A 26,996-nucleotide genomic window follows, 5' to 3' on the forward strand; every position below is an offset into this window, starting at 1 on the left:
CGGGAGCACCGATGCGAGACCACAGTAGATCTTGGTACGGAACGGCCCCCAGGAGGGCCGTTCCGTACCAAGATCTCGGACTCCTACGGCGGCAAACCGCGAGCGCGGGTGCGGGTGAGACGGGTCAGGCGGGGGTGGTGACCCAGCCGGGAAGGGGCTCGCGCGCGGTCAGCCAGTCCTGCGGCACGCCGCCGGGCCCGCCGACCCCGGTGTACGCGGCAACGATCCCGCCCACGATCGCGGCTGTGGTGTCCACGTCGCCGCCCGCCTCCACGCAGACGCGGATCGCGGCGGGATAGTCGTGCAGCAGCGTGGCGGCGACCCAGAGCGTGAACGGCACGGTGTCCTGCGCGGTGACCCGGGATCCGTTGCCGAGCGCGTCGGCCGCCTCGGCGGCGGGACGACCGAGCAGCGTGGCGGCCCGGCGTACCCCCTGGTGCACCTCCCCGGCCGGGTCGAGCGCCCCGGCGACGGCGCTGAGCAGCCGGGCCGGCTCGGGCCGGTCGCCGTCGAGGCGGGCGCGGGCGGCGAGCGAGGCGGCGACAGCGACCGCCACCGCGCCGGCGACGCCCTCCGGGTGGGCGTGGGTCACCTCGGCCGACGCCCGGGCCTGCTCGGCGGCGCGCCGGGTGGAGTCGGCGTGCCAGGCGCCGAGCGGCGCGACCCGCATGGCCGCGCCGTTGCCGCAGGAGCCCTGCCCGTCGAACGCGGACGCGGCGGCCACCGGCCACGGCGTGCCGGTACGGATCAGCCGCAGCACCCTCACCGCGCCCGGCCCGTACCCCCGGTAGGGCTCGCAGCGCTGCGCGAACGCCAACGCCAGCCGGTCCCTGTCGATCCGTGCCCCGGCAGCCAGTTCGGCCACCACCGAGCAGGCCATCTCGGTGTCGTCGGTCCACTCCCACGGCGGCGCGGGCAGCCGGCCGGCGGCGAGGTCGTCCGGGCGCCGGCCGGGAACGAAGAACTGGGAGCCGAGGGCGTCGCCCACCGACAGGCCGGCCAGCGCGTCGCGGGCGAGCGTGAGGCGGGTGTCGGGGAAGAGCGTGAACGTCATCGCCGTCCCAGCTTGCCCGCTTCGCCGGACCGCCGCAACGCGACCGGCTTGCCACGACGAGTACGGTGCTGACGTGGCAACCGTCCTGCTGGTCGAAGACGACCACGTCGTGCGCGGCGCCATGCTGCGGTCGCTCACCGACCGGGGGCACGCGGTGCACGCCGTCGGCACCGCGCTCGACGCGCTGCGCCGGGTCGCCGCCGAGACACCGGATTTGGTGGTGCTCGATCTCGGTCTGCCCGACCTGGACGGCTCGGACGCGCTGCGCATGCTGCGTGGCATCACCGACGTGCCGATCATCATCGCCACCGCCCGCGACGACGAGCAGTCCGTGGTGCGTCTGCTGCGCGCCGGGGCGGACGACTACATGGTCAAGCCGTTCACCGGCGCGCACCTGGACGCCCGGATCACCACTGTGCTGCGGCGGGCCGGGCGGGCCAGCCGTACCGTCGCGCCGGCCGTGCACACGGTCGGCGGCCTGCGGGTCGACGTGGGTGAGCGCAGCGCGGTGCTGGACGGGGAACCGCTGGCGCTGACCCGCAAGGAATTCGACCTGCTGGCGTATCTCGCCGCACGTCCCGGCCGGGTAGTGTCCCGGCGGGAACTCTTGGAGGAGGTATGGCGGCAGCCATCGGTCGGCGAGGACCAGACCATCGACGTGCACCTGTACTGGCTCCGCCGCAAAATGGGCGAGTCCGCGGCGAAGCCGCGCTACCTGCGCACCGTGCGGGGGGTCGGCTTCCGGCTGGTGGCGCCGGACTGAGGCTGACGCTGGCCGGGCTCACCGCCGGCATGTGCGGCCTGATCGCGCTCGCCTTCCTCGTCCCGCTCGGGCTCACCCTCGCCGACCGGGCCCGGGAGGCGGAACTGGCCGACGCCGCGCGTCGCGCCGCGCTGGTGACCGGGGCCCTGGCGGTGAGCACCGACACCGCTGCTGTCGAGCGGGCGGTGGCCGCCGCGGCGGGCGACGACCCGGCGCTGCGCCCGGTGGTGCACGGCATCGGGGCGGACGAGTCCGCCGGCCGGGCCGACGCGGCAGCTCTCGCCGACGCCGCCGCGCAGCGGCGTTCGGTGGTGACCGAGGTGGACGGCGGGGTGCTGCGGCTGGACCCGGTGGTGCTCGGCGAGCGGGTCGCCGTGGTGGAGGTCTTCGTACCCGACGAGGCGCTCGACGAGGGCGGGGGCCGCTGGCTGCTGCTGCTCGGGATTGCGCTGGCGCTGGTCGGCGCGGCGGTGGTGGTGGTCGACCGGGTGGCGGCCCGGGCCGTGGACGCCACCGGCGACCTGGTCAAGGCGGCGCTCGCGGTGGGTGACGGCGAGCTGGGGGTACGGGTCGAGCCGACCGGACCGCGCGAGCTGGCCGAGGCCGGGCACGCGTTCAACCGGATGACGGAACGGCTGGTCGCGTTGCGTGCCGACGAGCACGAGCTGGTCGCCGACCTGTCGCACCGGCTGCGGACGCCGTTGACCGCGCTGCGGCTGGACGCCGAGGCGCTGGAGTCCGACGACACGAGCATCGGCACGTTCAGTGAGGCGGAGCTGGACCGGCGGCGTGGCATCCGGCGTATCCGGCAGGCGATCGTCACGCTGGAGGGCGAGGTCGACCAGCTGATCAAGACGACCCGCAAGGCGGTGAGCCAGGAGTCGGCGCCGGCGTCGTGCGACGTCAGCGAGGTGGTGCGGGACCGGATGGTGTTCTGGTCGGCGCTGGCCGGGGACCAGAACCGCCCGCACCGGGTGGTCGGTGCGCAGTTGCGCATCCCGGCGCCGGTGCCGCGCGCCGAGCTGGCCGCCGCGCTGGACGCGGTGATCGGCAACGTGTTCCGGTACACGCCGCAGGGCACCGCGTTCGAGGTGGCGGTGAGCCGCCGGGACGGCTGGGTGGCGATCCGGATCGACGACGCCGGGCCGGGCATCCCGAACCCGGACCGGGCGCTGCGCCGGGGCGAGAGCGACCAGGGCTCCACCGGGCTCGGGCTGGACATCGCCAAGCGGGTCGCGTTGCAGGCCAACGGTTCGGTGAGCATCGACCGGGCCCGGCTGGGCGGGGCCAGCGTGGTCATGTTGCTGGCCGACCCGGACGCGGCGCCCCGGCCGGTGAACCGGTTCGGGCTGGTCGGACGGATGGCCCGGGACGCCCGCGAGCCGCGTGCCGGGCGGCGCTGGCCGCGTCCGCGCTGACGCCTTGACTGTGGGCCGGCGCAAGTTCTCCTTAAAGGTGGTTTAACGACGGCCGGGAAACCGCCGTGAACTGCCAGGATTACCGACAGAACCCATCAGTTCCGTCGGCCGGGACGCCCCGTAACACCTTTCGGCCGACGGATCGGTGCGCGCGGCGGGAGTTCGGTCCCCCCACACCTCGCTCCCGTCGCGCGCTCTCCCGTCGTTCCGGGCGAGGTGACCGTCATGACGCCGACCGTCGGCCGTCTGCTCCGCTGGGCCGCCGTGATCGGCCTGGGCATCGCCCTCACGCTCGCCTTCTGGCAGGACCCGGTGCTCGCCCACGGCCCGGTCCGGCCGGCGGCTGTCGCGTCAGGTCCGGCCGCCGCGCTGTCCGCGCTGGCCCTGGCCGGGGTGATGCTGACCGCGCGGCGCCGGCCGCCCCGGGGTTCCCGGCGGCCGACGCCGGTACGGCCGCTCAGCGTGCCGCGCTCACCCGGTACGCGTCGATCTCGGCGCTGATCCGGGCCTGCTCGGCCGGGGGCAGGAACGCAGCGGCGACCGCGTCGCGGGCCAGCGCGGCGACGCCGTCCGGACCGAGTCGCAGCAGCCGGGCGGCCACCGCGTACTCGTCGTTGAGCGTGGTGCCGAACATCGGCGGGTCGTCGGAGTTGATGCTGACCGGCACGCCGGCCTCGACGATCCGGGGCAGCGGGTGCGCGTCGATGCTCGGCACGGCCCGGGTCCGCACGTTGGAGGTCGGGGAGATCTCCAGCGGGATCCGCCGCTCGGCCAGGTAGGTCAGCAGCGCCGGGTCCTGCACGGCGGAGATGCCGTGGCCGATCCGCTCGGCGCCCAGTTCGCGCAGCGCGTCCCAGATCGTCTCCGGGCCGGTGGTCTCACCGGCGTGCGGCACCGAGCGCAGCCCGGCCGCCCGCGCCTGGTCGAAGTACGGCTTGAACTGCGGCCGGGGCACGCCGATCTCGGGGCCACCGAGGCCGAAGCTGATCAGCCCGTCGGGTCGTTCGTCGAGCGCGATCCGCAGCGTCTGCTCGGCGGCGGGCAGGCCGGCCTCGCCGGGGATGTCGAAGCACCAGCGCAGCGCGATGCCGAAGTCGGCCTCGGCGCGTTTGCGGGCGTCCTCGATGGCCTCGCAGAACGCCGGCGCCGGGATGCCCCGGTTCACGTGCGAGTACGGCGTGACGGTCAGCTCGGCGTACCGGACCTGCTGGCGGGCCAGTTCCCGGGCGACCTCGTGGGTGAGCAGCCAGACGTCGTCGGCGTCGCGGATGAGGTCCACCACGCTGAGGTAGACCTCGATGAAGTGGGCGAAGTCGCGGAACGCGAAGTAGTCGGCGAGCGCCTCCGGGTCGGCCGGCACCGGGCTGCGCCCCTCGTGCCGGGCGGCCAGCTCGGCGACGATCCGGGGCGAGGCGGAGCCGACGTGGTGCACGTGCAGCTCCACCTTTGGTAGTCCGGCGATGAAGGTGGGCAGGTCGGTCACGAGTTCTCCTCTGCGCGGGCGCCGGTGCGGGCCACCATGAAGATCCGGCGGAACGGGAAGTACACCTGACCCTGCCGCACCGGGTACGCCTGCGCGAGCCGTACCCCCAGCTCGGCGCGGAAGGCGGCCCAGCCGGCGGCGTCCAGCGCGGCGCGGACCGGGCGCAGCGCCGTGCCCTCCATCCAGGCCAGCACCGGGTGGTCGGCGCCGGTGGCGGGCAGCAGATGCACGTACGTAGTCTCCCAGGCGTCGACCGCGCAGCCCACGCCGGTCAGCAGCGTGGCGTAGCCGACGGGTTCGTCGACCGGCGCCTCGCGCAGCTTGCCGGCGACCGCGTCGCGCCACGGTTCCCGCGCGGCGACGGAGCGCAGCAGCCGGTGCGACGGCGCGTCGAAGTTGCCCGGCACCTGGAACGCCATCCAGGCGCCCGCCGGCAGTGCGTGCGCCCAGCGGCGGAGCAGGTCGCGGTGCTCCGGCACCCACTGGAGCACGGCGTTGCCGACCAGCACGTCGACGTCGGGCTCGGGCCGCCAGTCGCGGACGTCGCCGACGGCGTAGCCGACCGGTCCACTCTCGGCGCTCGCCCGGGCGATCATCTCCGGGGAGGAGTCCAGGCCGGTGACCCGGCTGCCGGGCCAGCGGCCGGCGAGCGTGGCGGTGAGCGTGCCGGGGCCGCAGCCGAGGTCGACCACGGCACGCGGGTACTCGGCGCCGACCCGGGCCAGCAGGTCGTGGAACGGCCGGGAGCGCTCGTCGCCGTAGCGCAGGTAGGTGCGCGGATCCCACATGACAGCCTCCAAACCGTACGTACGTCTTTTTGGACCGTACGGCCCGCCGCGCGCCACGGCAAGCGGCTCACTAGGCTCGACCGGGTGGAACAGCGCAGCTTCGACCGGCTCGGCCGGCACGTCGGCATCATCGGACTCGGCGCGTGGCAGCTCGGCGCGGACTGGGGCGAGGTCAGCGAGGACGCGGCGCTCGCCGTGCTCGCCGCCGCCGTCGACGCGGGCGTCACCTTCCTGGACACCGCCGACGTGTACGGCGACGGCCGCAGCGAGGCGCTGATCGGCCGGTTCCTGCGCTCCCGCCCCGGACACGGGCTCACCGTGGCCACCAAGATGGGCCGACGGGTGGAGCAGACGCCGGAGGCGTACACACTCGACAACTTCCGGGCCTGGACCGACAGATCCCGCGCCAACCTCGGCGTCGACACGCTCGACCTGGTGCAGTTGCACTGCCCGCCCACCGCCGTCTTCGCCGACGACCGGGTCTTCGACGCCCTCGACACGCTCGTCGCCGAGGAGCGCGTGGCCGGGTACGGCGTCAGCGTGGAGACCTGCGACCAGGCGCTCACCGCCATCGCCCGGCCCGGGGTGGCGAGCGTGCAGATCATCCTCAACGCGGTCCGGCACAAGCCGCTGGAGCAGGTGCTGCCCGCCGCCGCTGCCGCCGGGGTCGGGATCATCGCCCGGGTGCCGCTGGCCAGCGGCCTGCTCTCCGGCCGCTACGACGAGAACACCACGTTCCCGGCGGACGACCACCGCACGTTCAACCGGCACGGTGAGTCGTTCGACGTCGGCGAGACGTTCTCCGGCGTCGACTACGACCTGGGCCTGGCCGCGGTGCGCCGGCTCGCGCCGCTGGTCGGCGACGACCGCACGATGGCGCAGTTCGCGCTGCGCTGGATCCTCGACCAGCCGGGCGTGACGGTGGTGATCCCCGGCGCCCGCTCCCCCGAGCAGGCGCGGCGCAACGCGGAGGCAGCCGGCCAGCCGGCACTGACCGACGTGGAGCTGGCCGCGGTGCGGGCCGCCTACGACGAGCTGATCCGCCCGCAGGTGCACGACCGGTGGTGAGCCGGCCGGCCGGCGCGGCGTCGCCGGCCGCCCGCGCCGCCGGGCATGCTGGAGCGGAACTGTCGTCGTCGGAGGGGGAACGATGAGGGGCTGGTTCCGGCTCACAGTGGGGCTGCTCGCCGTGGTGCTGGGTGCGCTGTGGACGGTGCTCGGGCTCGGGTATGTCGAGGGCAGCGCGCTGAGCGACGAGCGGCTCTGGGCGTACGTGGGCGCGGTGCTGATCCTGATCGGACTCGTCGGGCTGTGGTGGGGCATGCGTGCCCGCCGCTGAGGCGCCGGGCAAGGCGAAGCCCCGCCTCCCGTACGGGATGCGGGGCTTCCGGCACCGGCCGGCGCGGCCGGTGCGGTCAGCTCAGATGGGGCGGACCTGCTCGGCCTGCGGACCCTTCTGACCCTGGGCGATCTCGAACTCCACCCGCTGGTTCTCCTCCAGCGTGCGGTAGCCGCTGGTCTGGATGGCCGAGAAGTGGACGAACACGTCAGCACCCCCGCCGTCGACGGTGATGAAGCCGAAGCCCTTGTCAGCGTTGAACCACTTCACGGTTCCCTGCGCCATGTGTATCTCCTTCTAAAACTGGCGGCCGAGCACGCCGTGCGGCCGATTGGCCGTTTTCGAGCAGCGGCGCCTGAGGCGGCCCCCAGTACCGGAGACTTCTCTCAACCCACGCGTCTCTCAACAGCGTGAGACAGCAAACCACGTACGCAAAAACTTCGCACAGCCTAGCGGACGAAATTCTCCGACATGTGACCTGAAGGTCGCGCCGACGCCGCTGCGCGGCCCCGCCGGAGCCATGCGAAAGGCCCCTTTCCCGCGCTCGGGAAAGGGGCCTTTCCGGCCTTTCGTCAGTCCGGCCAGCGACCGGTCAACCGGCGCACGCCCACCGCTCCACCTCGGTCGACGGCGGCCCGCACCACCGAGAAGATGGCGCCCTGCAGGGCCGCGGCGGCGAGCACCTCGCCCCAGCGGCGGTCCTCGTCGGTGGCGCTCGGCGCCTCGCCGTCGCCCGCTGTCAACTTCCAGACCTGGCGGAAGATCACGCCGGCGACGGTACCGGCGGCCAGGCCGAGCAGCACCCCCACCGGTTTGTACGCCGCCTTGCCGATCTTCCCGCTCACCTGCGCCTCCCTCGGACGATCGCCAGCACCACCACCGTCACCAGGGCCCCGGCCGCGACGGCCGCCCACGGCAACGGGTTGCGCCCGACCGCCTCACCCTTCTCGTACGCCTGCGCCCGGACCAGCCGGGCCCGCTCCGCCGCCCGCCCGCGCACCCGGGCCGCGGTCAGCGACGCCTGCTCGCGCATCCGCGCCTTCGCCGCCTCGGCGGAGTGCCGCACCAGCGCCTTCGGGTCGGCCCTGGCCGCGAGCAGCTCCATCGTCTCACCGAGTTCCACCCGGGTCCGGCGGATCTCCTCCCGGAGCGCCGCCACGTCCCCGGTTCCGTTGCCGGTCATGCCCGTCTCCCGTCCTTCACCGCGGCGGTGACCGTGTCGACGTCCGCCCGCACGCTACGGACGGCCGCCTCGGGCACCGGCGGGACGGCACGGCTGACCTGCTTCTTGCCCACGAGCGCCAGGATCCCGGCGAGCAGGAACAACGCCACCGCCACGATCAGGGCCGCCAGCCACGCCGGCATGACCAGCGCCAGCAGCAGGATCACGGTGGCGACCAGGGCGCCGGCGCCGTAGAGCGCCATCACCCCGCCGCCGCCGAACAGACCGATCCCGATCCCGGCGTGCTTGCCCTTCTGGGTCAGTTCCGCCCGGGCCAGCGCCAGCTCGTCCCGTACCAGACGGGTGACCTGCTCGGTGGCGCGCTGGACCAGTTCCGCGGTGGACGGCTCGTTCCCGGTCCGGGACGTGCTGCGACTCGCGACGTCAGCCATGCTGTCCTCCTTTCGTCATCACCGCGCTGTATGCCCGGAGTCGCCGCCCGTCAATCCTGCGCGGCGCGGCCGGTCCGCCCGGCCGCGCGCCGCCGGAACCCGGCGCCGTGAGCGCCGGATCCGGGGCGTGCGCACCACGTCCCCCGCAACCGTCCGGCCAAACCCGTCCGGCCGGAAAGCCGCCCGAACGCGGGAACCCCCGGCGCCGTGGGCAGCCGGGGTCCCGATCGGGGGTACGGGGTCAGCGACGCGCCTCGGCGTGGTCCTCGCGGCCCACGAACACCTCGCTGCGCGCCTCGCCGTCGTCGCTGCCGCCGAAGACCCGCGCGTCGTCGGGCGCCTCGGTGCCGGCCGGGCGGCGGACCGGGCGGCGCGGCTGCGCCGCCTGCCAGGGCAGGGGGCCGGTGGCGTCGCCCACCTCGGCACGCAGCCGGGGCAGGGCGGTGGGGCGCTGGTCGCGTACCCAGGTCACCAGGTGCTCACGGACCAGGCAGCGCAGGTCCCACAGGCTGCCCGCGTCGGCGGCGCTGACCAGCGCGCGGACCTTGACCATGCCGCCGGTCGCGTCGGTCACCTGGAGCACGCAGACCCGCCCGTCCCACAGCTCGGTGCCCTCGCACAGGCGGCGCAACTCCTCCCGCATCGCCTGCACCGGGATGGCCCAGTCCAGGTCGAACTCGGCGGTGCCGAGCACCGCCGCCTCGGTCCGGGTCCAGTTCTGGAACGGCCGGCTGGTGAAGTACGAGGTGGGCAGGATCAGGCGGCGGTCGTCCCAGACCTGCACCACCACGTAGCTGAGCGTCAGCTCCTCGATCCGGCCCCACTCGCCCTCGACCACCACCACGTCGTCGAGCCGCACCGCGTCGCTGAACGCGAGCTGGAGACCGGCGAAGACGTTGCCGAGCAGGCTCTGCGCGGCGAGCGCGGCGACCGCGGCGATCACACCGGCGGAGGTCAGCACACCCGCGCCGACGCCGCGTACGGCCGGGAACGTCATCAGCATGACGCCGACGGTGAGGATCACGATCACCGCGATGGTCAGCCGGCGCAGCAGCACCACCTGGGTACGCACCCGGCGGGCGTGCCGGTTGTTCGGCACGTCCACCCGGAACCGGGCCAGCGCGGTGTCCTCCGCCACCACCAGCAGCGAGGCCACCAGCCAGGCGGTGGCGGCGATCATCGCCAGCACGAGCGTGTGCAGGACGAACTGCCGCCACGGGCTGCCGACCGCGTACAGGGTGGTGAACCGCACCGCGATCTGCACCGCGACCACTGTGGCGGCCACCTGGAACGCGCGGTGCGAGTGCTCGGTCAGCTCGGTCATCAGCAGCGAGCGGCGGCCCAGCCGGCGGGTGACCCGGTGCACCACCTGGGCCAGCACCAACGCGATCGCCGCCGCGGCGAGCGCGGCGGCGATGGTCACGACGTAACTCTGCACGAACTCTCTCTCCCTCCGACCGGGCGGAATCGGGCGCAAAGGCCCAATGGTGCCCGGCGGGCCGGGTATCGACCAGGATCAGACCTTGCGGTACCGGGACTGGAAGAAGCAGTAGACGCCGAACGCGGCGATGCCCAGCGCCATGAGCGCCAGCAGCCACGGCCCGTACGACTGGTCGCGCAGCGTCCGCAGCGCGGCGTCCAGGCCACGCGCCTTCTCCGGGTCGTAGTTGACCGCGGCGACCACGACGAGCACGCCGGCGATGGCGAACACGGTGCCCCGGGAGGCGTACCCGGCCATGCCGAGACGGCGGGTGAGCTGGCGGGTCTTCGGGCTCATCTCGCCGGTCTTGAGGTTGCGCTCGAACTTCTTCTTCAGGCCGTAGATCACCATGCCGACGCCGAGCGCGGCGAGCGCAAGTCCGGCCAGCCCGACCAGCCACCGGCCGCCGTCGGAGGCCATCAGCTTCTCGGAGAACTGCTGCTGCTGGTCCGAGGCGTTGGCGCTGGCGTCCTGGAAGACCTTGATCGCGGTCCAGCCCAGCCAGACGAACACGACGACCCGGACCGCCGAGGCGATCCGTTCGAACGTGCGTTCCTTGCCGGTCCGGGAGACGTGGCCGGAGATCGCCTCGAAGGCCTGCCAGATCGCCATGGCGAACAGGCCGACCGCCATCGCGATCAGGAGGAACTTCCCGAGCGGCTGTTCACCGAGGGTGCGCAGCGCGCCGTTCTGGTTCCCCTCCTCGCCGGACTTGCCGAAGGCGATCTGCAGCGCCAGCCAGGCGAGGAGAAGGTGCACGATTCCGTATCCGATGAAGCCGCCACGGGTCAACAGTTCGAGCCACCGGCTGTTTCGAGCCTGGGCGGCGGTGGCTCCGGCATTCCGGGTGAGAGACATGAGCCCTCAATCTCCCGGCGGGCGATTTTCCAAACGTCCGCGCCCGCCGGGAGCGGCCGAAACGGATCAGCCGGCGAGGTCGCGGGCGACCCGCAGCACCACCTGCTGCTCGGTGACGCTGTCCAGGCTGACCTGGAAGCCGGCGACCTCGGTGGCCTGCTGACCCACGGTCAGGGAGAGCTGTTCCCCGGCCACCTCGACGGTGACCTGGTCGCCCTGGGCGCCGACCAGCTTCGCCTCGACGCCGAGGATCCGGGCGCTTGCTTCCACGCCGCGGTCGAAGGTGATCGTGCAGGCGTCGAGGCCGCAGTCGGTCTCGGCACCTTCGGAGCTGCATCCGGCGAGCAGCGCGGCGCCGAGGGCGAGACCGGCGAGCAGACCGGCGGCACGGCGGGCGGGGGCGGAGGTGGCGCGTCGGATCGTCACCCGCCCAAGGATAGGCGGACTGCGCCAGCGCGCCGTCGCGCCCGGGGCCCGCGACGGCCACGCCGGGCGGGGCGTCCGGGGTGCGCGCTAGGGTGCCGGAATGGCTTTCGACGTCGCCCGGGTCCGGGCCGCCTACCCCGCCCTGGCCGAGGGATTCGCCCACTTCGACGGCGCCGGGGGCACCCAGACCGCGGCCGGCGTGATCGAGGCGGTGACCGGCGCCATGCGCGCCGCCACCGGCAACCGCAGCACCGCTTTCGTACCCGGCCGCCGGGCGCTGGAGCTGGTCGCCGGGGCGCGGGCGGCGGTCGCCGACCTGCTCGGCGCGCAGCCGTCGGGCGTGGTGCTCGGTCCGAGCGCGACCGCGCTGACGTACACCCTGGCCCGCACGCTCGGCGCCGGCTGGCGGCCGGGCGACGAGGTGGTGGTGTCCCGGCTGGACCACGACGCGAACGTCCGGCCCTGGGTGCAGGCCGCGCAGGCGGCCGGCGCCACGGTGCGCTGGGCCGAGTTCGACCCGGTGAGCGGCGAGCTGCCCGCCGGCCAGTACGCCGACCTGGTCACCGAGCGGACCCGGCTGGTCGCGGTGACCGCCGGCAGCAACGCGATCGGCACCGTGCCGGACGTGGCGGCGATCGCCAAGACCGCGCACGCGGCCGGCGCGCTGGTGTGCGTGGACGGCGTGCACTCGGTGCCGCACGGCCCGACCGATCTGGCCTCGCTCGGCGCGGACTTCCTGGTGACCAGCGCGTACAAGTGGTCCGGGCCGCACCTCGCGGCGATGGTGGCCGACCCGGCGCGCTGGGAGGCGCTGCGCCCGGCGAAGCTGCTTCCCTCCGCCGACTCGGTGCCGGACCGGTTCGAGTACGGCACGCCGAGCTTCCCGCTGCTGGCCGGGGTGACCGCCGCGGTGGACCATCTGGCCGGCCTGGATCCGGCCGCGACCGGCGACCGGCGGGAGCGGGTACGCGCCGGGCTGGCCGCCGCGCAGGCGCACGAGGAGGCGGTCTTCGATCGGCTGCTCGCCGGGCTGACCGGCCGGTCGTTCGTGACCGTCTACGGCGCACCGGCCCGGCGCTGCCCGACGGTGTCGTTCCGGGTGGCCGGCCTGGCCCCGGCGCAGACGGCGGCGGCGCTGGGCGAGGCGGGGCTGTGCCTGTCGCACGGCGACTACTACGCCTACGAGTACTTCCGCACGATGGGCCTGCGCGCCGACGGCGGCGCGGTCCGGGCCAGCGTCTACCACTACAACACGGTCGAGGAGGTGGACCGGCTGCTGACCGAACTGGACCGGCTGGCCGGCCCCGGAGGGAGAATGGCCCGGTGAGCTTTCAGGTCGAGGACAACCCCGCCAAGCGTCGCTTCGAGATCCTGGTGGACGACGCGCTGGCCGGGTTCGCCGCGTACACCCCCGGCGACGGGGTGCTGGTCTTCACGCACACCGAGGTCGACGACCGGTTCCAGGGTCAGGGCGTCGGCGCGGCGCTGGTCCGGGGCGCGCTGGACGAGGTCCGCGCCCGGGGCGGCCGGATCGTGCCGAGCTGCCCGTTCGTGGCCGCGTTCGTCAAGCGTCACCCCGAGTACGCCGACCTGGTGGCCGACCCGGCGTGAGGCCCGGGCCGGCCGGGGGACCTCCCCGCCCGGCCGGCCCGGGAGTCAGCGGGCGCCGCTGAGCACCTCGGCGGCGGCGCGGGCCGCGGCGGCGGTGGCGCCGTGGGTGGCCAGGTGCACCGCGCCGGTGACCAGCTCGGGCACGCCCAGTTCGACCACCACCGCGTCCGGGCGCGCGGCGAGCGCCCGGCGCACCGCGTCCCGCATCCAGTCGTGCCGGTGCAGGTCCCGCACCACCAGCACGAGCGGCCGTCCGGCCGGCAGGTCGCCCGGGTCGGCCGGTACGGCGTCGGCGGCGTAGCGGGCGGTCGTGGTGCCCGGCGCCAGGCTGGCCAGGGGCGCGGCGATCCCCCACGGCGTCTCCTCGCCGATGGCGATGTTGCGCGGCGGCGCGAACTCCACCACGTGCGCCGGCCCGGCCAGCGGCAGCAGCGCGGCGTCGCCGCTGACCCGGACCGCCCGGCGGGCGGCGGCCAGCCCGATCGGTGAGCCGTCGGCCGGTGGCGTGCCGGCGACCCGGCGGGCGCGGGCGGCGACGCTCCAGGCGGCGAGCTGACCGACGCGCTTGGCCGCCTCGGCGAGCCGCTCCTCGGGCAGCTCGCCGCTGATCACCGCGGCGACGATCGCGTCGCGCAGCTCGCGGGCGTCGGCCTCGGTGGCCCGTTCCCCGCCCACGCAGATCGCGTCCGCGCCGGCCACGAGCGCGCGCACCGCCGCACCGGTGAAGCCGTACCGGTCGGCCACCGCCCGCATCTCCACCGCGTCGGTGACCACCACGCCGCCGAAGCCCATCTCCTCGCGCAGCAGCCCGCCCAGCACGCGCGGGCTGAGCGTGGCGGGCAGTTCCGGGTCCAGCGCCGGCACCAGCAGGTGGCCGGTCATCACCGCCTGCGCCCCGGCGGCCACGGCGGCCCGGAACGGGGCCAGCTCGACCGCGTCGAGGCGGGCCCGGTCGCCGCCGATGCGGGGCAGGTCGTGGTGCGAGTCGACCCGGGTGTCGCCGTGTCCGGGGAAGTGCTTGGCGCAGGCGGCGACGCCGCCGGACTGCAGGCCGCGTACCCAGGCGGCGGTGTGCCGGGCGACCAGGTCCGGGTCGGCGCCGAACGCGCGCACCCCGATCACCGGGTTGGCCGGGTTGGAGTTGACGTCGGCGTCCGGGGCGTAGTCCAGAGTGACGCCGACGGCTGCCAGTTCGGCGCCGAGGTCGCGGGCGACCTCCTCGGTCAGCGCCGGGTCGTCGATCGCGCCGAGCGCGTAGTTGCCGGGCCGGGAGCTGCCCCGGGCGGACTCGATCCGGGTGACGTCGCCGGCCTCCTCGTCGATCGCCACGATGACGTCCGGCCGCTCGGCCCGCAGGTTCGCGGTGAGCGTGGCGACCTGCTCGTGGTCGACGACGTTGCGGGCGAACAGGACGACCGAGCCGAGCCCTTCGCCGAGCCAGCGGCACACCCACGGCGGCGGCGTGGTGCCGACGAACCCCGGTTGCAGGACGGCGGCGGCGAGCGCCGCCAGATCTCCGGTCGATCCCTCGGTCCGCTCGCTCATGTGCTGTCGTACCCCCGTCTCCCCCACGGACCCGCCGGGGCCGGCGGGTGCTGACATGGTCACACCGCGCAGCTAAATAGTCAACAATCCTTACTGTTAGGCGGTGGCGTCCCGCGACCTCCCGTGGGAGAGTTCCCACATGTCCGCCCTGCCGCTCGCCGACGCCACCAGCGCCGCCGACATCCCCGGCGTACGGCTGCTCGGCCTGATCGTCGGCGGCCTGTTCCTGCTGATCGCCATCCGCGCCATGTTCCGCCGCTGATCCGCACCGGGCGGGTGAGCGGCGCAGGCGGTTTCGCGCGGGATCGCCGGGGGTAGCTGAGGCGCTTGATGAAACTGACCACTCACTCCTCCAGCCTGCGCCGGGCGGCACGGAACCTGTTCGGCTGGACCGCGCTGCGGCCCAACCAGCTCGCCGCCATGCGCGCCGTGATGAAGCGCCGCGACGCGCTGGTGGTGCTGCCCACCGGCGCCGGCAAGTCGGCGATCTACCAGATCCCGGCCAGCCTGATCCCCGGCCCCACGGTGGTGATCTCCCCGCTGCTGGCGTTGCAGCAGGACCAGATCGCCGCGCTCAACGAACGGCAGCGTCCGGAGCTGCGCGCGGTGCGGATCAGTTCGGACGAGAGCGCCGCCCAGCAGGCCGAGGCGATCGAGGACATCCGGGCCGGGCGGGCGGAGTTCCTGTTCATCACGCCGGAGGCGCTGAGCAACCCGGACCGGCTCGCCGAGGTCCGGGAGCTGAAGCCGGCGCTGGTGGCGATCGACGAGGCGCACTGCATCTCGGCGTGGGGCCACGACTTCCGCCCGGACTACCTGGCGCTGGGCCACCTGATCGACGGCCTGGGCCGCCCGCCGGTGGTGGCGCTCACCGCCACCGCCTCCCCGCCGGTACGCGACGACATCATCGCCCGGCTGCGGCTGCGCGAGCCCGAGGTGGTGGTCTCCGGGCTGGACCGGCCCAACCTCTTCCTCGAGGTGGCCCACTGCCCCACCGACGACTACCGGTGGCGGCGGCTGATCGCGCTGCTGCGCGACGACGAGCGGCCCGGCATCATCTACGTGCCGACCCGGCGCGCGGCCGAGGAACTGGCCGAGCGGCTCACCGGCGCCGGTTTCCCGGCCGAGTTCTACCACGGCGGCATGCCCACCGCGGCCCGGCACGAGCTGCACGAGGCGTTCCTCGCCGACCGGGTGCCGATCATGGTGGCCACGTCGGCGTTCGGCATGGGCATCGACAAGCCGAACATCGCCTGGGTGGTGCACATGGCGCTGCCCGACTCGCCGGACAGCTACTTCCAGGAGATCGGCCGCGCCGGGCGCGACGGCTCACCGGCCCGGGTGCTGCTGCTGTGGCGCGCCGAGGACGTCGGCCTGCAGCGCTACTTCAGCGGCGGGCTGCCGGACGAAAAGGAGCTGACCGAGCTGGCCGCGGTGCTGCGCGGCAAGGCCCGCAACCGCAAGGAGCTGCGCGAGCTGACCGGGCTCGGCCCGCGCAAACTGGGCCAGTACCTGTCCCTGCTGGAGCAGGTCGGCGCCGCCGAGCCGCGCGCCCGGCAGCGCATCGGCGCGCCCCGGTACGCCCCGGCGGCCGCCGAGTCCGGCCGGGCCGCGCTGGCCGAGGCGGAGCGGCAGCAGACGGTGACCCGGTCGCGTACCGACATGATGCGCGCGTTCGCCGAGACCACCGGGTGCCGGGGCCAGGCCCTGCTGGCGTACTTCGGCGAGCAGATGCACGAGGTCTGCGGGCACTGCGACAACTGCCACGCCGGCACCAGCGTGGCCGGAGACGGCGCGGTCGGGCCGTTCCCCGTGCACAGCCAGGTGCGCCACCCGGAGTGGGGCGCCGGCCTGGTGCTCAGCTACGAGGAGGACCGGATGACTGTGCTCTTCGACGAGGTCGGTTACAAGACGCTCTCCGTGCCCGTGGTGTCCGAACAGGGACTGCTGGAACTCGACTAGCCTGACCCGGGCGCCGCGGCGGCGCCCGTCGACGAACGACGACCACGGCGAAAGGGGCCTGATCGTGATCGAGCAGCCGGCGTACACCCGGTTCGGCGTCTCCGACGAGGAGTGGGGGCTGCTGGTGGGGCTGCCGCAGTCGGTGCTTACCGCGGCGGCCGCCGCCGAGTCCGACGGCACCCGCCGCACCATGGCCGAGAACGCCGCCGGGCTGCAGACCATCGCCGCCGGCCGCGAGTCGGCGAGCCCGCTCGTCGCGGCGGTGGCCGGCGAGATCGTCGACCGGGTCGGCGACCCGGAGACCGGCGCGGAGCTTCCGGTGCTCACGCCGGAGGACCCGAAGGCGATGATCGAGGACGTGCTGGCCCGGGCCGGCCAGGCCGCCGCCCTGCTCGCCGCCCGGGTGGACGAGGGCCAGGCCGGGGCGTACCGGCACTGGCTGGTGGACATCGCCGAGCAGGTGGTGGGCGCGGCCTCCACCGGCGGCATCCTGGGCCTCGGCGGCGACACGGTGACCGACTCGGAGCGGCGGTTCCGGGACCGGCTGGCCCAGGTGCTGAACGACTGAACGGACTGCTAACAGAAGGCTCCCCGGTCCGTCAATGACGGACGTCACGGCCCCACGGGTGTCGCTTTTCGGCCCCGTGGGGCGTCCTGGTTCTAGCAGGTGTGACGAACCACGGGGGTCGGTTGATGGACGGGAAGCTGCGCCGGCAGGTGCTCGACACGGAGGATCTGCCACCACGCGAGCGCTTCGGCATGTGGCTGGACATGATGGCCAGCACCCCGACGCCGCTGCGGGTGCACACCGCGCACGCCGACGACTTCGTCGCGCGGGCCGAGTTCGTCGAGCTGGGCCGGATGCGGCTCATCCGCTACCGCTACCCGTCGGTGGACTGCGTCCGCACGTCGAAGCTGATCCAGCGCTCCGACCCGGACTACTACCTGCTCGCGCTCACGCTCACCGGGACCAGCCAGGCCGACCAGGCGGGGCAGCGGGCGTGCTGCCGCCCCGGCGACCTCACCTTCTACGACTGCTCCCGCCCGCACGAGGTCAGCCACCACGCCGACCCGGCCGGGCCCGCGTACGCCCGCTCGATCGTGGCCCTGATGCCGTACGACGCGCTGCCGCTGCCGCGCCGCCGTCTCGCTCCCCTGTTCGCCGGGCGGATGTCCGGCTCCGAGGGCGTCGGCGGCCTGCTCGCCGACTTCCTCGTCCGGATCACCGCGCACCCCGAGCAGTACCACGCCGCCGACGCCGAGCGGCTGGGCGGGATCGGCCTGGACCTGGTCGCCACGCTGCTCGGCCGCAACCTGGTCTCCGAGGAGGCGGTCCCCACCGAGATCCGGCGGCGCGCCCTGCTCGCCCAGGTGCGCTCGTACGTGGAGCAGCACCTCGGGGACGCCTCGCTGGACCCGGGCCGGATCGCCGACGCGCACCACATCTCGGTGCGCTCGCTGCACCGGCTCTTCGAGGACGAGGAGACCACCGTCGCGGCGTACATCAGGGACGAGCGGCTGGCCCGGTGCCGGCGCGACCTCGCCGACCCGGCGCTGAGCGACCGCTCGATCCAGCTCATCGCCGCCCGCTGGGGGTTCCGGGACAAGGCACACTTCAGCCGCGCCTTCCGGGCCGCGCACGCGGAGACACCGCAGGCATTCCGGGCCCGTCATCTGGAACCGGCACGGATCGTCAACACCACGGCATCCGCAGTCAACTCGGCGCGGACATACTGAACGCAGGGCTGAGACCGCTCCCAGCGGTGGCCCACTGGTATCGGGGGGCCGTGGCGTGGCGTCCGCGGCGGCCCGGCCGCGGGCGGCCGCCCCGGTGGCGGTCTCCCCGCATCCGCGCCGGACGAGGTTTCCGGCCCCGTCGCGCTTCCCCCCAGGACCGACGGGGCCGGTCAGCCGGCCTCCTCCTCCAGCAGCGCCAGCACCGACTTCTCCACCGCCTCGCGCGGCATCTCCGGCTGCACCGGCGCCAGCACCCCGTCGTGGTAGAGGTCGACCACCCGCGGGTCCACGTAGGAGGCCCGCGCCACCGTCGGGGTGTTGCCGAGCAACTCGGCCACCGACCGCATCACCCCGGCCACCGCCCGCTTGCGGGCGGTGGCGGAGCGCTGCGGGCCCACGTTCGCCAGCTCGGCCGCCGCCAGCACGGTGGCGTGCCAGGTACGGAAGTCCTTCGCGGTCATCTCCCCGCCGCTGGCGTCGCGCAGGTAGTCGTTCACCTCGTCGCTGCGCACGTCGCGCCAGGACCGGCCGTCCCAGTAGCCGAACAGCCGCTCCTGGGCCCGCCGCCGCCGGCGCAGGTTGAGCAGCACCCGGCACAGCTCCGCGTCCTCGATCCGGCGGACCTGCTCGATGCCGCCCTTGGCGGGGAACTCGAAGACCACGCACCCGCCCCGGGAGCGGGTGTGCTCGGGGCGCAGCGTGGCCACCCCGAAGGTCGGGTCGTCGCCGGTGGCGTACTGGTCGCTGCCGACCCGGAAGGCGCCCATGTCGAGCAGCCGGGCGACGGTGGCGAGCACCCGCTCCCGGCGCAGGCCGCGCAGCGCCAGGTCCTGCGTGACCCGGTCCCGCAGCGCGGGCAGCCGGTGGGCCACCTCCAGCACGTGGTCGAACTTCGCCTCGTCGCGCTTGCGCCGCCAGCCCGGGTGGTAGAGGTACTGCTTGCGGCCCGCCGCGTCGATGCCGGTGGCCTGGATGTGGCCGTTCGGGTACGGCGAGATCCACACGTCCTGCCAGGCGGGCGGGATGACCAGCTCGCGCAGCCGGGCCAGCTCCCCGGCGTCGCGCACCGGCTCGCCGGCCGGGTCGAGGAACAGCCAGCCCTTGCCGCGCCGCCGGCGCGCGTACCCCGGCCGGCCCGGATCGCTACGCCGCAACCGCACCGGATACCCGTTCCACGTCGGCCACCGCGGCCACCACCTCGTCGATCCCGATGGCATTCAATGTCGGGTGGCTTCCTACCCCGCGTGACCCGGTCGAATCCGGGTTGACGTGCGTGGGCTCGATCGCACCGAGGGCGCGGTGGCGAGGCCGGTCCGCCGGTGGCCCCCAGTGCGCCGCCGGCACCGGCCCGAACAGCACCACCGAGGCGGTGCCGTAGCCGGTGGCCAGGTGCGCCACTCCGGTGTCCCCGCTGACCACCAGCCGCGCGCCCGCGACGAGCGCGGCCAGCTCGGCCAGCCCGGTCCGGCCGGCCAGCACCGCCTCCGGCGGCAGCCCCCCGTCGCGGGCGACCCGCTCGGCCAGCGCCCGCTCGCCGGCAGATCCGGTCACCGCCACCCGGTGACCGCGCGCGGTCAGCTCCCGGGCCAGCCCGGCGAACCGCCGCGCCGGCCAGCGCTTCGCCGGGATCTTGCTGCCCGGGTGCAGCAGCGTCAACCCGGCCGGTACGCCGCCCGCCGCCGGACGGCGCAGCGCGAGGTCTCCCGGGTCGGCCGGCAGGCCGTACGCGTGCAGCAGGCGGCACCAGCGGCGCACCTCGTGCTCGTCGTCGTCCCAGGCCGGGCCGTCCGGGTGCCCGGCGTCCGGGTTGCGGTGGGCGAGCAGCCGGCCGGGGCGTACGGCGGCCAGCGCCCGGTGCGACTGCGGCCCCCGGCCGTGCAGGTTGACCGCCACCTCCGGCGGCGGTCCGGTCCACGCGATCCGGTCCGGTCCGGTGGTGGGCAGTACCCGGTCGACCGCCCCGGTCAGCTCCGCCAGCGGCGCCAGCCAGTCCGGCGCGGCGAGCACCAGTTCCCGGCCCGGCAGGCCGGCGCGCAGGCCACGCAACGCCGGCACGGCGGTGACCAGGTCGCCGACGCCGAGAGCCCGCAGCACCAGGATCACGGGTACGAGGACTCCTGCGCGGCGCACACCACCATCTCGCGTACCGCGCAGCCGGCCGGCTGGGAGAGTGCGAACATGACCGCGGCGGCGGTGTCGGACGGCTCGTTGAGCACCGCGTCCGGGCCGGGGCGGTACTGCGCGTCCCGCTCGTCGAAGAACGCGGTCCGCATCCCGCCCGGGATCAGCAGCGTCACGCCCACAGTGCCGGCCAGCTCGGCGGCGAGCGCCCGGGTGAAGCCCACCACCCCGAACTTCGCCGCGCAGTACGCCGTCGCGTCGCTCACCGCCTTCACGCCCAGCGTCGAGGCCACCGTGACGATGTTGCCGCGGGACACCTCCAGCCAGGGCAGCGCGGCCCGGATCACCGCGGCCGTGGCGAGCAGGTCCACAGTGACGATCCGTTCCCAGGTCTCCGCCGGGATGTCGGCCAGCTTCCCCGGCACGTCCATGCCGGCGGCGGTGACCACGGCGTCCAGCCCGCCGGAGCGTTCCGCGAGATCGCGCGTGGCGGCCTCGGCGGCTCGGGTGTCGGCCAGGTCGCACTCGGCCCAGGGCACACCGTCGGCGGGACGCTGCCGGTCCAGCACCAGCGGGCGTCCACCGGAGCGGGCCACCGCGGCGACCACCGCCGCGCCGAGCCCGCTCGACCCGCCGGTGACCAGGACCGCGGGCCCGGCGCCGGGGGCGGGGGCGTTCATGCCGCCGCCCGCGCGACCGCGCCGGATCGGATGCGTCGCTCGTTCATCGTGCTCCCTTCGCCGTGGACCGGACCACCGTCTGCGCGACGGCCTCCGCCGGGTCGAGCGTCGGGGCCGGCCAGCCGCCGCTGCCCCGTCCCGCCCGCGCGGCAGCGATCATGTCGGTGGTCGAGCGCCCGTCGAGGTACGGCACCACCACCGTGTGCCCGCCCCAGCGGGCCAGGATCTCCGACTCGGGCAACGTCTCGGCGCCGCCGCCGCTGGCGTAGTCGCCGCCCTTGACCCAGATGTCCGGACGCAGCCAGGACAGCGCCGCCTCCGGGGTCGGCTCGTCGAAGATCAGCACCGCGTCGACGCAGCCGAGCGCGGCGAGCAGCCGGCCCCGGTCGCCCTGCGGCACGACCGGGCGCTCCGGTCCCTTGAGCCCGGCCACGCTGGCGTCGGAGTTGAGGCAGACCACCAGGCAGTCGCCGAGTTGCCGGGCCGCCTGGAGCGTCGCCACGTGCCCGGCGTGCAGCAGGTCGAAGCAGCCGCCGGTGGCGACCACGGTGCCGCCGGCCGCGCGTACCCGGGCCACCACCTCACCGGCCGCCCCGGCGCCGACCCGGTCGCCGCCGCCGGTGACCACCGCCGGGGCCACCGCCCGTACCGGGGCCGGCAGCGCGGCGGCCACGCCGCCCCCGGCCACGTACGCGGACGCCTGCGCGACCGCCTCCTGCACCGCCTCGGAGACCAGCGCCCCACGGGCCAGCGCGAGCGTCGCGGTGGACGCGAAGCGGTCCCCCGCCCCGCAGGTGTCCCCCTCGGCCGGTGGCGCCGGCACCACCAGGGGCGTGGATCCGGCGTGACAGAGCAGCGCGCCGTCCCCGCCGAGCGTCACCGCGACCGCGCGCGCCTGCCAGCGGCGGCGCAGCGCCTGCGCGCTGCGGGACGCGGCCGCGAGGCGGGACCCGCCCGGCGGCGTCTTGGCCAGGTCGCGGGCCTCCGGCTCGTTCGGGGTGGCCAGGTGCACCCCGGGTACGGCTGCCGGTCCGCGTGGATGCGGGTCCCAGACCACCGGCGCCCGGGTGGCGGCCAGCGCGGCGCGCAGCGCGGGATGCCCGGCCACGCCCCGGCCGTAGTCGCTCACCAGCACGGCGGACGCGTCGGCGATCAGCCGCAGCACGGCGTCGCTGGGCTGACCGGGCACACCGGCCGCGCCGCCCCGGTCGTGGCGCAGCAGCACCCGGCCGCGTACCCGCAGCCGGACCTTCTCCGGGGTGGCGCCGGCCAGCGGCAGCGCGTACAACCGCACTCCCGCGGCGGCGAGCAGCGTGCCGAGCCGGGCCCCGCCGGCGTCGTCGGCGACCGCTGTGACCAGCGCGACCTCGGCGCCCTGGGCGGCCGCGAACACCGCGGCCAGGCCGGCGCCGCCGGGACGGTCGACGGAGGAGGTCTCGTCCAGCACCGGCACCGGGGAGTCCGGGCAGAGCCGGTTCACCAGACCCTCGACGTCGCGGTCCAGAAGCGTGTCCCCGAGCACCACCACCGGCCCCCTCATGCCCGGCCTCCCGGTCCGGCGGGCGCCGCCGGGTCCGGGTCGCCGAGCACCACCTCGACGCCGGTACGCACCGGTTCGGCCGGCGCCGGGGCGGCGAGCGCCGCCGGCAGCGCCCGTTCGACGTACTCGCAGAGCACGTGCGAGGCCACCAGATGCAGCTCCTGCACCACCTGCCCGTCCGGCGAGTCGATCGCCAGGTGCTCGTGGCAGAGGTCGGCGAGGGGGTTGGGCGCGGGGCCGGTGAAGGCCCAGGTGCGCAGGCCGGTCTGGTGGGCGGCGTGGGCGGCGGTGAGGAGGTTGGTGCTGGTGCCGCTGGTGGTGAGAAGCAGGAGGATGTCGTGGGGTCGGCCGTGGGCGCGGACCTGTCGGGCGAAGGTTTCGTCGTATCCGTAGTCGTTGGCGATGGCGGTGAGGGCGCTGGTTTCGGCGTGGAGGGCGATGGCGGACAGGGGTTGGCGGTCGTGGCGGAGTTTGCCGACGAGTTCGGCGGTGAGGTGCTGGGCTTCGGCGGCGCTGCCGCCGTTGCCGGCCACCAGCAGCCGCCCGCCGGCGGCGAGCCGCTGCGCCAGATCCTCACCCCAGCGGGCCAGCATCCGCTCCGACTCCCGCAGCGGCAGCAGCGCGGCGGCCAGCAGCGCCAGATGGTCCTCCAGCAGCGTGCCGCCGGCGGCCGGCGGGGTCGCCGTCATCAGGCGACCACCCGGGTGGGACGGCCGACGCTGGCCACCTCGCCGTACAACTCGGTGAGGCGGTCGGCGGTGGTGGCCCACGAGTAGCGGGTGCGCGCCCGCTCCAGCGCCGCGGTGGCGTAGGCGAACCGGCGGATCCGGTCACCGAGCAGGCCCCGGATCGCCGCGCCGAGCGCCGCCGGATCGCGGGCCGGCACCAGGTCGCCGGTGCGACCGGGCACCACCGTGTCGATGAGCCCGCCGACCGCGGTGCCGACCACCGGCACGCCGCACGCCATCGCCTCCAGCGGGGTGAGCCCGAACGGCTCGTACCAGGGTGCGGCGACGAGCACGTCGGCGGACCGGTACCAGCGGCCCATCTCCTCCCGGGGGACCGCGCCGACCAGCCGCACCCGGTCTGCGACGCCGAGCGAGCGGGCCAGCGTCCGCAGGCGCAGCGCGTACGGGTCGGTCTCCAGCAGCCCGGCCGGCGGGCCGCCGACCACCACGCACTCGGCGTCCGGCACCTCGGCGACGGCCCGGATGACGTCCTGGAAGCCCTTGCGCTCGACCAGCCGGCCGACGGTGAGGATGCGGGCCCGGCCGCCGTCACGGTCGGCGACCGGGCCGAGCGGGGCGAACGTGGACAGGTTCACCCCCGACGGCACGACTGTCATCCGGGAGCGGGGCACACCCATCCGGACCAGCTCGGCGACCTCGTCCTGGCACTGGGCGACCACCCGGTCCACCGAGCGGCCCAGCTTCCGCTCGTGCTCGACCCGGCCCGGCGGGCTGGTGTCCTGCGCGCCCTGGTGGCGGCGCTTGACGGTGCCGAGCGCGTGGTAGGTCTGCACCACCGGCACGCCCGCGCGGCGGGCCGCGGCGAGCCCGGCCAGCCCGCTCATCCAGAAGTGCGCGTGCACCACCTCGGGCTGCCAGTCGCCGGTGCGCCACCGGTCGGCCAGCCAGTTGCCGAACGCCGGCATGTACGGCAGCAGGTCGTCCTTGGCCACCGGCTCGGCCGGCCCGGCCGGTACGTGCACCACCTCGTACCCGTCCGGGGCCCGCACGCTCACCGGCAGGTCCACCGCGTCGAGCCGGGTGTAGACCCGTACGTCGTGACCGGCGGCCGCGAGCGCGGCGGAGAGCTCCGCGACATGCGTGTTCTGGCCACCGGCGTCCTCCCCGCCGAGGACGGCGAGCGGGCTGGCGTGCTCCGAGATCATCGCGATGCGCATACTTCCTCCTCCAGCAGCCGGTCCCAGTCGGCGAGGAAACGCTCCAGGCCGTAGCGGCCCCGGGCGGCGGCCCGCGCCGCGGCGCCCGCCCGGCGGGCGGACTCCCTGTCGTCCAGCAGGCCACGGGCGGCCTCGACGAGCGTGTCGACCCGGGTGGACAGCGCGCCCGCCTCCGGCGGGACGGCTTCCACCGCTTCGGTGGTGGCCAGCGCCACCACCGGCATGCCCATGGTCATGGCCTCGACGAGGCTGAGGCCCAGTGAGGTCCAGCGGCACAGGTGCAGGTAGGCGCGCCGCTTGGCGAGTTCGGCGTGCATGGCGTGCTGGGGTACGTCGTCGTGGCTGGTCAGCCGGTCCTCGGGCAGTCCGAGGTGGGCGGCGAGACCGGCCACCTTCATGCCGTAGACGTCGAGCGGGGCGAGCGCGGCGAACCGGGCGAGCAGGTCGGTGCCGGTGACTCGCCAGCGGCGTACCGGCTCGTTGATGACCACGGCGAGGCGGTCGAGTTCGCCGGTCCACTCGACGGCGGGCGGTACGACGCCGTGGTCGACCACTGTGGTGCGGGTGCCGCCGTTGTCCCAGAACAGCTCGTTGAACGCGGTGACGTGGGTGAGCAGCAGGTCGTCGCGGTCGGCCATGGGATGACGGGTGTTCGGCACGTCGCCTTTCGGCGTGTTGTGCTCGACGTAGATCGCCGGGACGTCGCGTCCGGGGCGGCGGCCGAGCCACTCGGCGGCCAGGTCGAGTTCCTCCGGGCGCTGCAGGATCACCAGGTCCACGTCGGCGCCGCGCAGGTCTTCCGGCGTGACCTCGACCGCGCTGTCCGGCCACGGGTAGGTGCGCGCCCGGCCCAGCCCGTACGGGCCCCGGTCCGGCGTCACCGGCACCAGGTAGCGGTGCTTGCCGTGCACGAAGGACGTCGTCCACGACCCGTGGACGTGCCACAGCAGGATGTTCATCCGACCACCCCGCCCGCCACCGGCGCCGGCACGCCGAGCAGCCGCAACGCCTCCAGCACCCGGCCCGGCTCGACCGCCGACAGGCACGGGTGCCCGGGGACCGGGCAGACGGTGGCGCGGGTGTCCCGGCAGGGCGCCGCCGCGTCACCGAGGCGCACTGTCGGCACCCGGTAGGGCCCCCACTGCCCGAACGGCACCGTGGGCGCGAACAGGCTCACCACCGGCACGCCGAGCGCGGCGGCCAGGTGCGCGGGGCCGGTGTTGCCGACCACCAGCGCGCCGGCGCCGGCGACCACAGCGGCCAGCTCCGCCAGCCCGGTACGCCCGCCGAGGTCGACGCCGCCCGCCGCCGCGACCCGGGCGGTCAGCTCCCGCTCGTCCGGCCCGCCGGTGACCACCACCCGGTGACCGGCCGCGCCGAGCACCCGGACCACTCGCGTGGCCAGTTCCTCCGGGCAGGCGCGGGTCTCCACCGAGGACCCGGGATGCAGCACCACGTAGCCGGGCGCCCCGGCCTCGGCCGCGGGCGGCGGAAGCCGGTCGGAGCGGATGCGCAGGGCGGGTTCGTCGTGGCCGGGCAGCGCGAATCCGGCAGCGGCGGCGAGGGACAGGGCGCGTTCCGGTTCGGGTACGCCGGCCGGGACGCGGTGGCGCACGTCGAGCAGGCTGCCCGGGTAGTCGTCGCTGATCGCGCTGATCCGGGGCACCCCGGCCAGGCGCAGCAGCAGCGCCAGCGGCAGCGCGGACTGGTGGAAGGAGGTGAAGACGACGGCTTCGTCGGCGCGTACGGCCGCGAGCCGGTCGGTGAGCGCACGCATGTCGCCCGGGTCGACGGGTGGGGCGGGCGCGTCGATCCACGGCAGCGGCGCTTCGATGATCTCGTCCACGCCGGGCAGCAGTTCGGCCGCCGCCCGGCCGCGTGGCCCGCACAGCAGCACCACCCGCTGCGCGCCGGCCGCCACCGCGCGGATGCCGGGACCGGTCACCAGCACGTCACCGGCGGCGTCGCTGCGGACCACGAGGACCGTGCCCCGGCGGTTACGGCCCGCGCGTTGCGGCGCGGCCGTGAGGCGCATCCTGGCCAGCACTGTGCTCACCGCGTCCGGCAGGTCGGCGGCGACGGTCGGCGCGGCGGCCACCTCGGCGGCCCGGGTGGCCGGCGTGGGCACCATGATCGTGGCAGCGCCGGCCGCCGCGGCGGCGGCCGTGTCCGCGCCGATGTCGCCGATCAGCACGCACCGGGTCGGTGTGGTGCCGAGCGCGCGGGCTGCCTCGTGTACGAGCCCGGGCGCCGGCTTGCGGCAGGCGCACCCGTCGGCTTCCGCGTGCGGGCAGATCGCCCAGTGGTCGAAGGGCCCGAGCAGTTCCTCCACCCGGGCGTTGACCAGCCTCAGCTCGTCCGCGGTGAAGCAGCCGCGGGCCAGGCCGGACTGGTTGGTCACCACGGCGAGCCGCAACCCGGCCGCCCGCAACCGGTCCAGCGCCTCCCGGGCGCCCGGCACCGGCCGTACCTTCTCCGGGTCGCCGTTGTACGGCACGTCCTCGATCAGCGTGCCGTCCCGGTCCAGCAGCACCGCGTCGTAGAGGCCGGACGGGAACCGGTCAGCACCCGGGTCAACCCGGGCTGACCTGCACTGATCCCGCTCCTGGTCCCGTCGCACGGGCGGCGGGTTCCCGAGCCCCCGAGGAGTAAACGTCGACGTCGGTGCCAG

At 75.1% G+C, this 26,996-nt stretch carries 30 protein-coding genes; 11 read left to right on the forward strand and 19 right to left on the reverse strand.

From position 1 onward, the window contains the following. Nucleotides 1–124: 124 nt before the first annotated feature. On the reverse strand, nt 125–1,054 hold the full coding sequence (locus DQE82_RS16675; RefSeq protein ID WP_113973164.1) for an ADP-ribosylglycohydrolase family protein: 930 nt from the start codon (nt 1,052–1,054) through the stop codon (nt 125–127). Nucleotides 1,055–1,127: 73 nt separating this feature from the next. Between DQE82_RS16675 and DQE82_RS16680 the strand changes: the two genes are divergently transcribed. The 3 genes from DQE82_RS16680 (at nt 1,128) to DQE82_RS16690 (ending at nt 3,736) form a co-directional block, all read left to right on the forward strand. After that, nucleotides 1,128–1,817 carry a response regulator transcription factor gene (locus tag DQE82_RS16680; RefSeq protein WP_064448739.1) on the forward strand — a complete coding sequence of 230 codons (690 nt, stop codon included), beginning with the start codon at nt 1,128–1,130 and terminating at the stop codon, nt 1,815–1,817. Nucleotides 1,818–1,846: 29 nt separating this feature from the next. Continuing rightward, nucleotides 1,847–3,235 (forward strand): HAMP domain-containing sensor histidine kinase, encoded by a 1,389-nt coding sequence (locus DQE82_RS16685; RefSeq protein WP_176722905.1) that lies wholly within the window; start codon nt 1,847–1,849, stop codon nt 3,233–3,235. A 225-nt stretch (nt 3,236–3,460) separates the two neighbouring features. Beyond that, entirely contained in the window at nt 3,461–3,736 is a 276-nt protein-coding gene (locus tag DQE82_RS16690; RefSeq protein WP_113973165.1) for a hypothetical protein, read from the forward strand. Here DQE82_RS16690 and DQE82_RS16695 read toward each other — a convergent pair. Together DQE82_RS16695 and DQE82_RS16700 are read right to left on the reverse strand one after the other, a co-directional pair. Beyond that, nucleotides 3,693–4,718, reverse strand: coding sequence for an adenosine deaminase (locus DQE82_RS16695; protein WP_064448740.1), 1,026 nt, complete (start codon nt 4,716–4,718; stop codon nt 3,693–3,695). The genes DQE82_RS16690 and DQE82_RS16695 overlap by 44 nt on opposite strands. Then, nucleotides 4,715–5,506 (reverse strand): trans-aconitate 2-methyltransferase, encoded by a 792-nt coding sequence (locus DQE82_RS16700; protein WP_113973166.1) that lies wholly within the window; start codon nt 5,504–5,506, stop codon nt 4,715–4,717. Before DQE82_RS16700 ends, DQE82_RS16695 begins: the two co-directional genes overlap by 4 nt. Nucleotides 5,507–5,590: 84 nt before the next feature. Here DQE82_RS16700 and DQE82_RS16705 point away from each other — a divergent pair, with 84 nt between their 5' ends. Next, entirely contained in the window at nt 5,591–6,574 is a 984-nt protein-coding gene (locus tag DQE82_RS16705) for an aldo/keto reductase (RefSeq protein ID WP_043325010.1), read from the forward strand. Nucleotides 6,575–6,656: 82 nt separating this feature from the next. Continuing rightward, complete coding sequence (locus DQE82_RS16710; protein WP_043325011.1) at nt 6,657–6,845, forward strand: hypothetical protein; 189 nt, start codon at nt 6,657–6,659, stop codon at nt 6,843–6,845. 81 nt (nt 6,846–6,926) lie between these two features. On the opposite strand, the gene DQE82_RS16715 is transcribed toward DQE82_RS16710, so the two are convergent. From DQE82_RS16715 to DQE82_RS16745, 7 genes are all read right to left on the reverse strand, one after another. Next, nucleotides 6,927–7,130: a cold-shock protein gene (locus tag DQE82_RS16715; RefSeq protein WP_007075740.1), complete on the reverse strand. Its 204-nt coding sequence runs from the start codon at nt 7,128–7,130 to the stop codon at nt 6,927–6,929. Between the two features lie 287 nt (nt 7,131–7,417). Beyond that, nucleotides 7,418–7,690 (reverse strand): DUF4235 domain-containing protein, encoded by a 273-nt coding sequence (locus DQE82_RS16720; protein ID WP_043325012.1) that lies wholly within the window; start codon nt 7,688–7,690, stop codon nt 7,418–7,420. Then, entirely contained in the window at nt 7,687–8,028 is a 342-nt protein-coding gene (locus DQE82_RS16725) for a DUF3618 domain-containing protein (protein WP_043325013.1), read from the reverse strand. The genes DQE82_RS16720 and DQE82_RS16725 overlap by 4 nt, the downstream gene beginning before the upstream one ends. Continuing rightward, nucleotides 8,025–8,459: a phage holin family protein gene (locus tag DQE82_RS16730; protein ID WP_043325014.1), complete on the reverse strand. Its 435-nt coding sequence runs from the start codon at nt 8,457–8,459 to the stop codon at nt 8,025–8,027. Before DQE82_RS16730 ends, DQE82_RS16725 begins: the two co-directional genes overlap by 4 nt. 241 nt (nt 8,460–8,700) lie before the next feature. Beyond that, entirely contained in the window at nt 8,701–9,897 is a 1,197-nt protein-coding gene (locus DQE82_RS16735) for a mechanosensitive ion channel family protein (RefSeq protein ID WP_113973167.1), read from the reverse strand. A 78-nt stretch (nt 9,898–9,975) separates the two neighbouring features. Further along, nucleotides 9,976–10,797, reverse strand: coding sequence for a DUF1206 domain-containing protein (locus tag DQE82_RS16740; RefSeq protein WP_043325016.1), 822 nt, complete (start codon nt 10,795–10,797; stop codon nt 9,976–9,978). A gap of 66 nt (nt 10,798–10,863) precedes the next feature. Beyond that, nucleotides 10,864–11,223, reverse strand: coding sequence for a hypothetical protein (locus DQE82_RS16745; protein ID WP_043325017.1), 360 nt, complete (start codon nt 11,221–11,223; stop codon nt 10,864–10,866). Between the two features lie 100 nt (nt 11,224–11,323). Here DQE82_RS16745 and DQE82_RS16750 point away from each other — a divergent pair, with 100 nt between their 5' ends. Further along, nucleotides 11,324–12,550, forward strand: a complete 1,227-nt coding sequence (locus DQE82_RS16750) for a cysteine desulfurase-like protein (RefSeq protein ID WP_113973168.1) — start codon at nt 11,324–11,326, stop codon at nt 12,548–12,550. Beyond that, a complete protein-coding gene (locus DQE82_RS16755; RefSeq protein WP_064448745.1) occupies nt 12,547–12,834 on the forward strand; it encodes a GNAT family N-acetyltransferase in 288 nt (95 codons plus the stop codon). Before DQE82_RS16750 ends, DQE82_RS16755 begins: the two co-directional genes overlap by 4 nt. A gap of 45 nt (nt 12,835–12,879) precedes the next feature. On the opposite strand, the gene DQE82_RS16760 is transcribed toward DQE82_RS16755, so the two are convergent. Beyond that, nucleotides 12,880–14,379 carry a glycoside hydrolase family 3 protein gene (locus DQE82_RS16760; RefSeq protein ID WP_113973169.1) on the reverse strand — a complete coding sequence of 500 codons (1,500 nt, stop codon included), beginning with the start codon at nt 14,377–14,379 and terminating at the stop codon, nt 12,880–12,882. A 139-nt stretch (nt 14,380–14,518) separates the two neighbouring features. Here DQE82_RS16760 and DQE82_RS31335 point away from each other — a divergent pair, with 139 nt between their 5' ends. The 4 genes from DQE82_RS31335 to DQE82_RS16775 all read left to right on the forward strand — a co-directional run bounded on the left by DQE82_RS31335 (nt 14,519) and on the right by DQE82_RS16775 (nt 18,078). Continuing rightward, on the forward strand, nt 14,519–14,641 hold the full coding sequence (locus DQE82_RS31335; protein WP_255358596.1) for a hypothetical protein: 123 nt from the start codon (nt 14,519–14,521) through the stop codon (nt 14,639–14,641). Between the two features lie 68 nt (nt 14,642–14,709). Then, the gene (locus DQE82_RS16765) at nt 14,710–16,341 is read left to right on the forward strand and encodes an ATP-dependent DNA helicase RecQ (protein WP_064448747.1); all 1,632 of its coding nucleotides are present in this window, start codon (nt 14,710–14,712) and stop codon (nt 16,339–16,341) included. A gap of 64 nt (nt 16,342–16,405) precedes the next feature. Then, the gene (locus DQE82_RS16770) at nt 16,406–16,909 is read left to right on the forward strand and encodes a hypothetical protein (protein WP_064448748.1); all 504 of its coding nucleotides are present in this window, start codon (nt 16,406–16,408) and stop codon (nt 16,907–16,909) included. Nucleotides 16,910–17,034: 125 nt separating this feature from the next. Then, a complete protein-coding gene (locus DQE82_RS16775; protein ID WP_043325022.1) occupies nt 17,035–18,078 on the forward strand; it encodes a helix-turn-helix domain-containing protein in 1,044 nt (347 codons plus the stop codon). 170 nt (nt 18,079–18,248) lie between these two features. Here the strand turns inward: DQE82_RS16775 and DQE82_RS16780 are convergent, their stop codons facing one another. Genes DQE82_RS16780 through DQE82_RS16815 form a run of 8 tightly spaced genes read right to left on the reverse strand, consistent with a single transcriptional unit; the run spans nt 18,249 to nt 26,945 of the window. Beyond that, nucleotides 18,249–19,238: a DNA topoisomerase IB gene (locus tag DQE82_RS16780; protein WP_043325023.1), complete on the reverse strand. Its 990-nt coding sequence runs from the start codon at nt 19,236–19,238 to the stop codon at nt 18,249–18,251. Next, nucleotides 19,222–20,181, reverse strand: a complete 960-nt coding sequence (locus DQE82_RS16785) for a glycosyltransferase family 9 protein (protein WP_069089899.1) — start codon at nt 20,179–20,181, stop codon at nt 19,222–19,224. The genes DQE82_RS16780 and DQE82_RS16785 overlap by 17 nt, the downstream gene beginning before the upstream one ends. Beyond that, nucleotides 20,178–20,879 carry an SDR family oxidoreductase gene (locus DQE82_RS16790; protein ID WP_113973170.1) on the reverse strand — a complete coding sequence of 234 codons (702 nt, stop codon included), beginning with the start codon at nt 20,877–20,879 and terminating at the stop codon, nt 20,178–20,180. The genes DQE82_RS16785 and DQE82_RS16790 overlap by 4 nt, the downstream gene beginning before the upstream one ends. 43 nt (nt 20,880–20,922) lie before the next feature. Continuing rightward, entirely contained in the window at nt 20,923–22,419 is a 1,497-nt protein-coding gene (locus DQE82_RS16795) for a PfkB family carbohydrate kinase (protein ID WP_069089900.1), read from the reverse strand. After that, nucleotides 22,416–23,108 carry an SIS domain-containing protein gene (locus DQE82_RS16800; protein WP_043325027.1) on the reverse strand — a complete coding sequence of 231 codons (693 nt, stop codon included), beginning with the start codon at nt 23,106–23,108 and terminating at the stop codon, nt 22,416–22,418. Before DQE82_RS16800 ends, DQE82_RS16795 begins: the two co-directional genes overlap by 4 nt. Next, nucleotides 23,108–24,325: a glycosyltransferase gene (locus DQE82_RS16805; RefSeq protein ID WP_043325028.1), complete on the reverse strand. Its 1,218-nt coding sequence runs from the start codon at nt 24,323–24,325 to the stop codon at nt 23,108–23,110. The genes DQE82_RS16800 and DQE82_RS16805 overlap by 1 nt, the downstream gene beginning before the upstream one ends. Beyond that, complete coding sequence (locus DQE82_RS16810; protein ID WP_064448753.1) at nt 24,310–25,284, reverse strand: glycosyltransferase; 975 nt, start codon at nt 25,282–25,284, stop codon at nt 24,310–24,312. The genes DQE82_RS16805 and DQE82_RS16810 overlap by 16 nt, the downstream gene beginning before the upstream one ends. Continuing rightward, a complete protein-coding gene (locus DQE82_RS16815) occupies nt 25,281–26,945 on the reverse strand; it encodes an HAD-IIIA family hydrolase (protein ID WP_113973171.1) in 1,665 nt (554 codons plus the stop codon). Before DQE82_RS16815 ends, DQE82_RS16810 begins: the two co-directional genes overlap by 4 nt. Between the last annotated feature and the right edge of the window lie 51 nt (nt 26,946–26,996).

Source organism: Micromonospora sp. LHW51205, assembly GCF_003315815.1.
GTDB lineage: Bacteria > Actinomycetota > Actinomycetes > Mycobacteriales > Micromonosporaceae > Micromonospora > Micromonospora chalcea.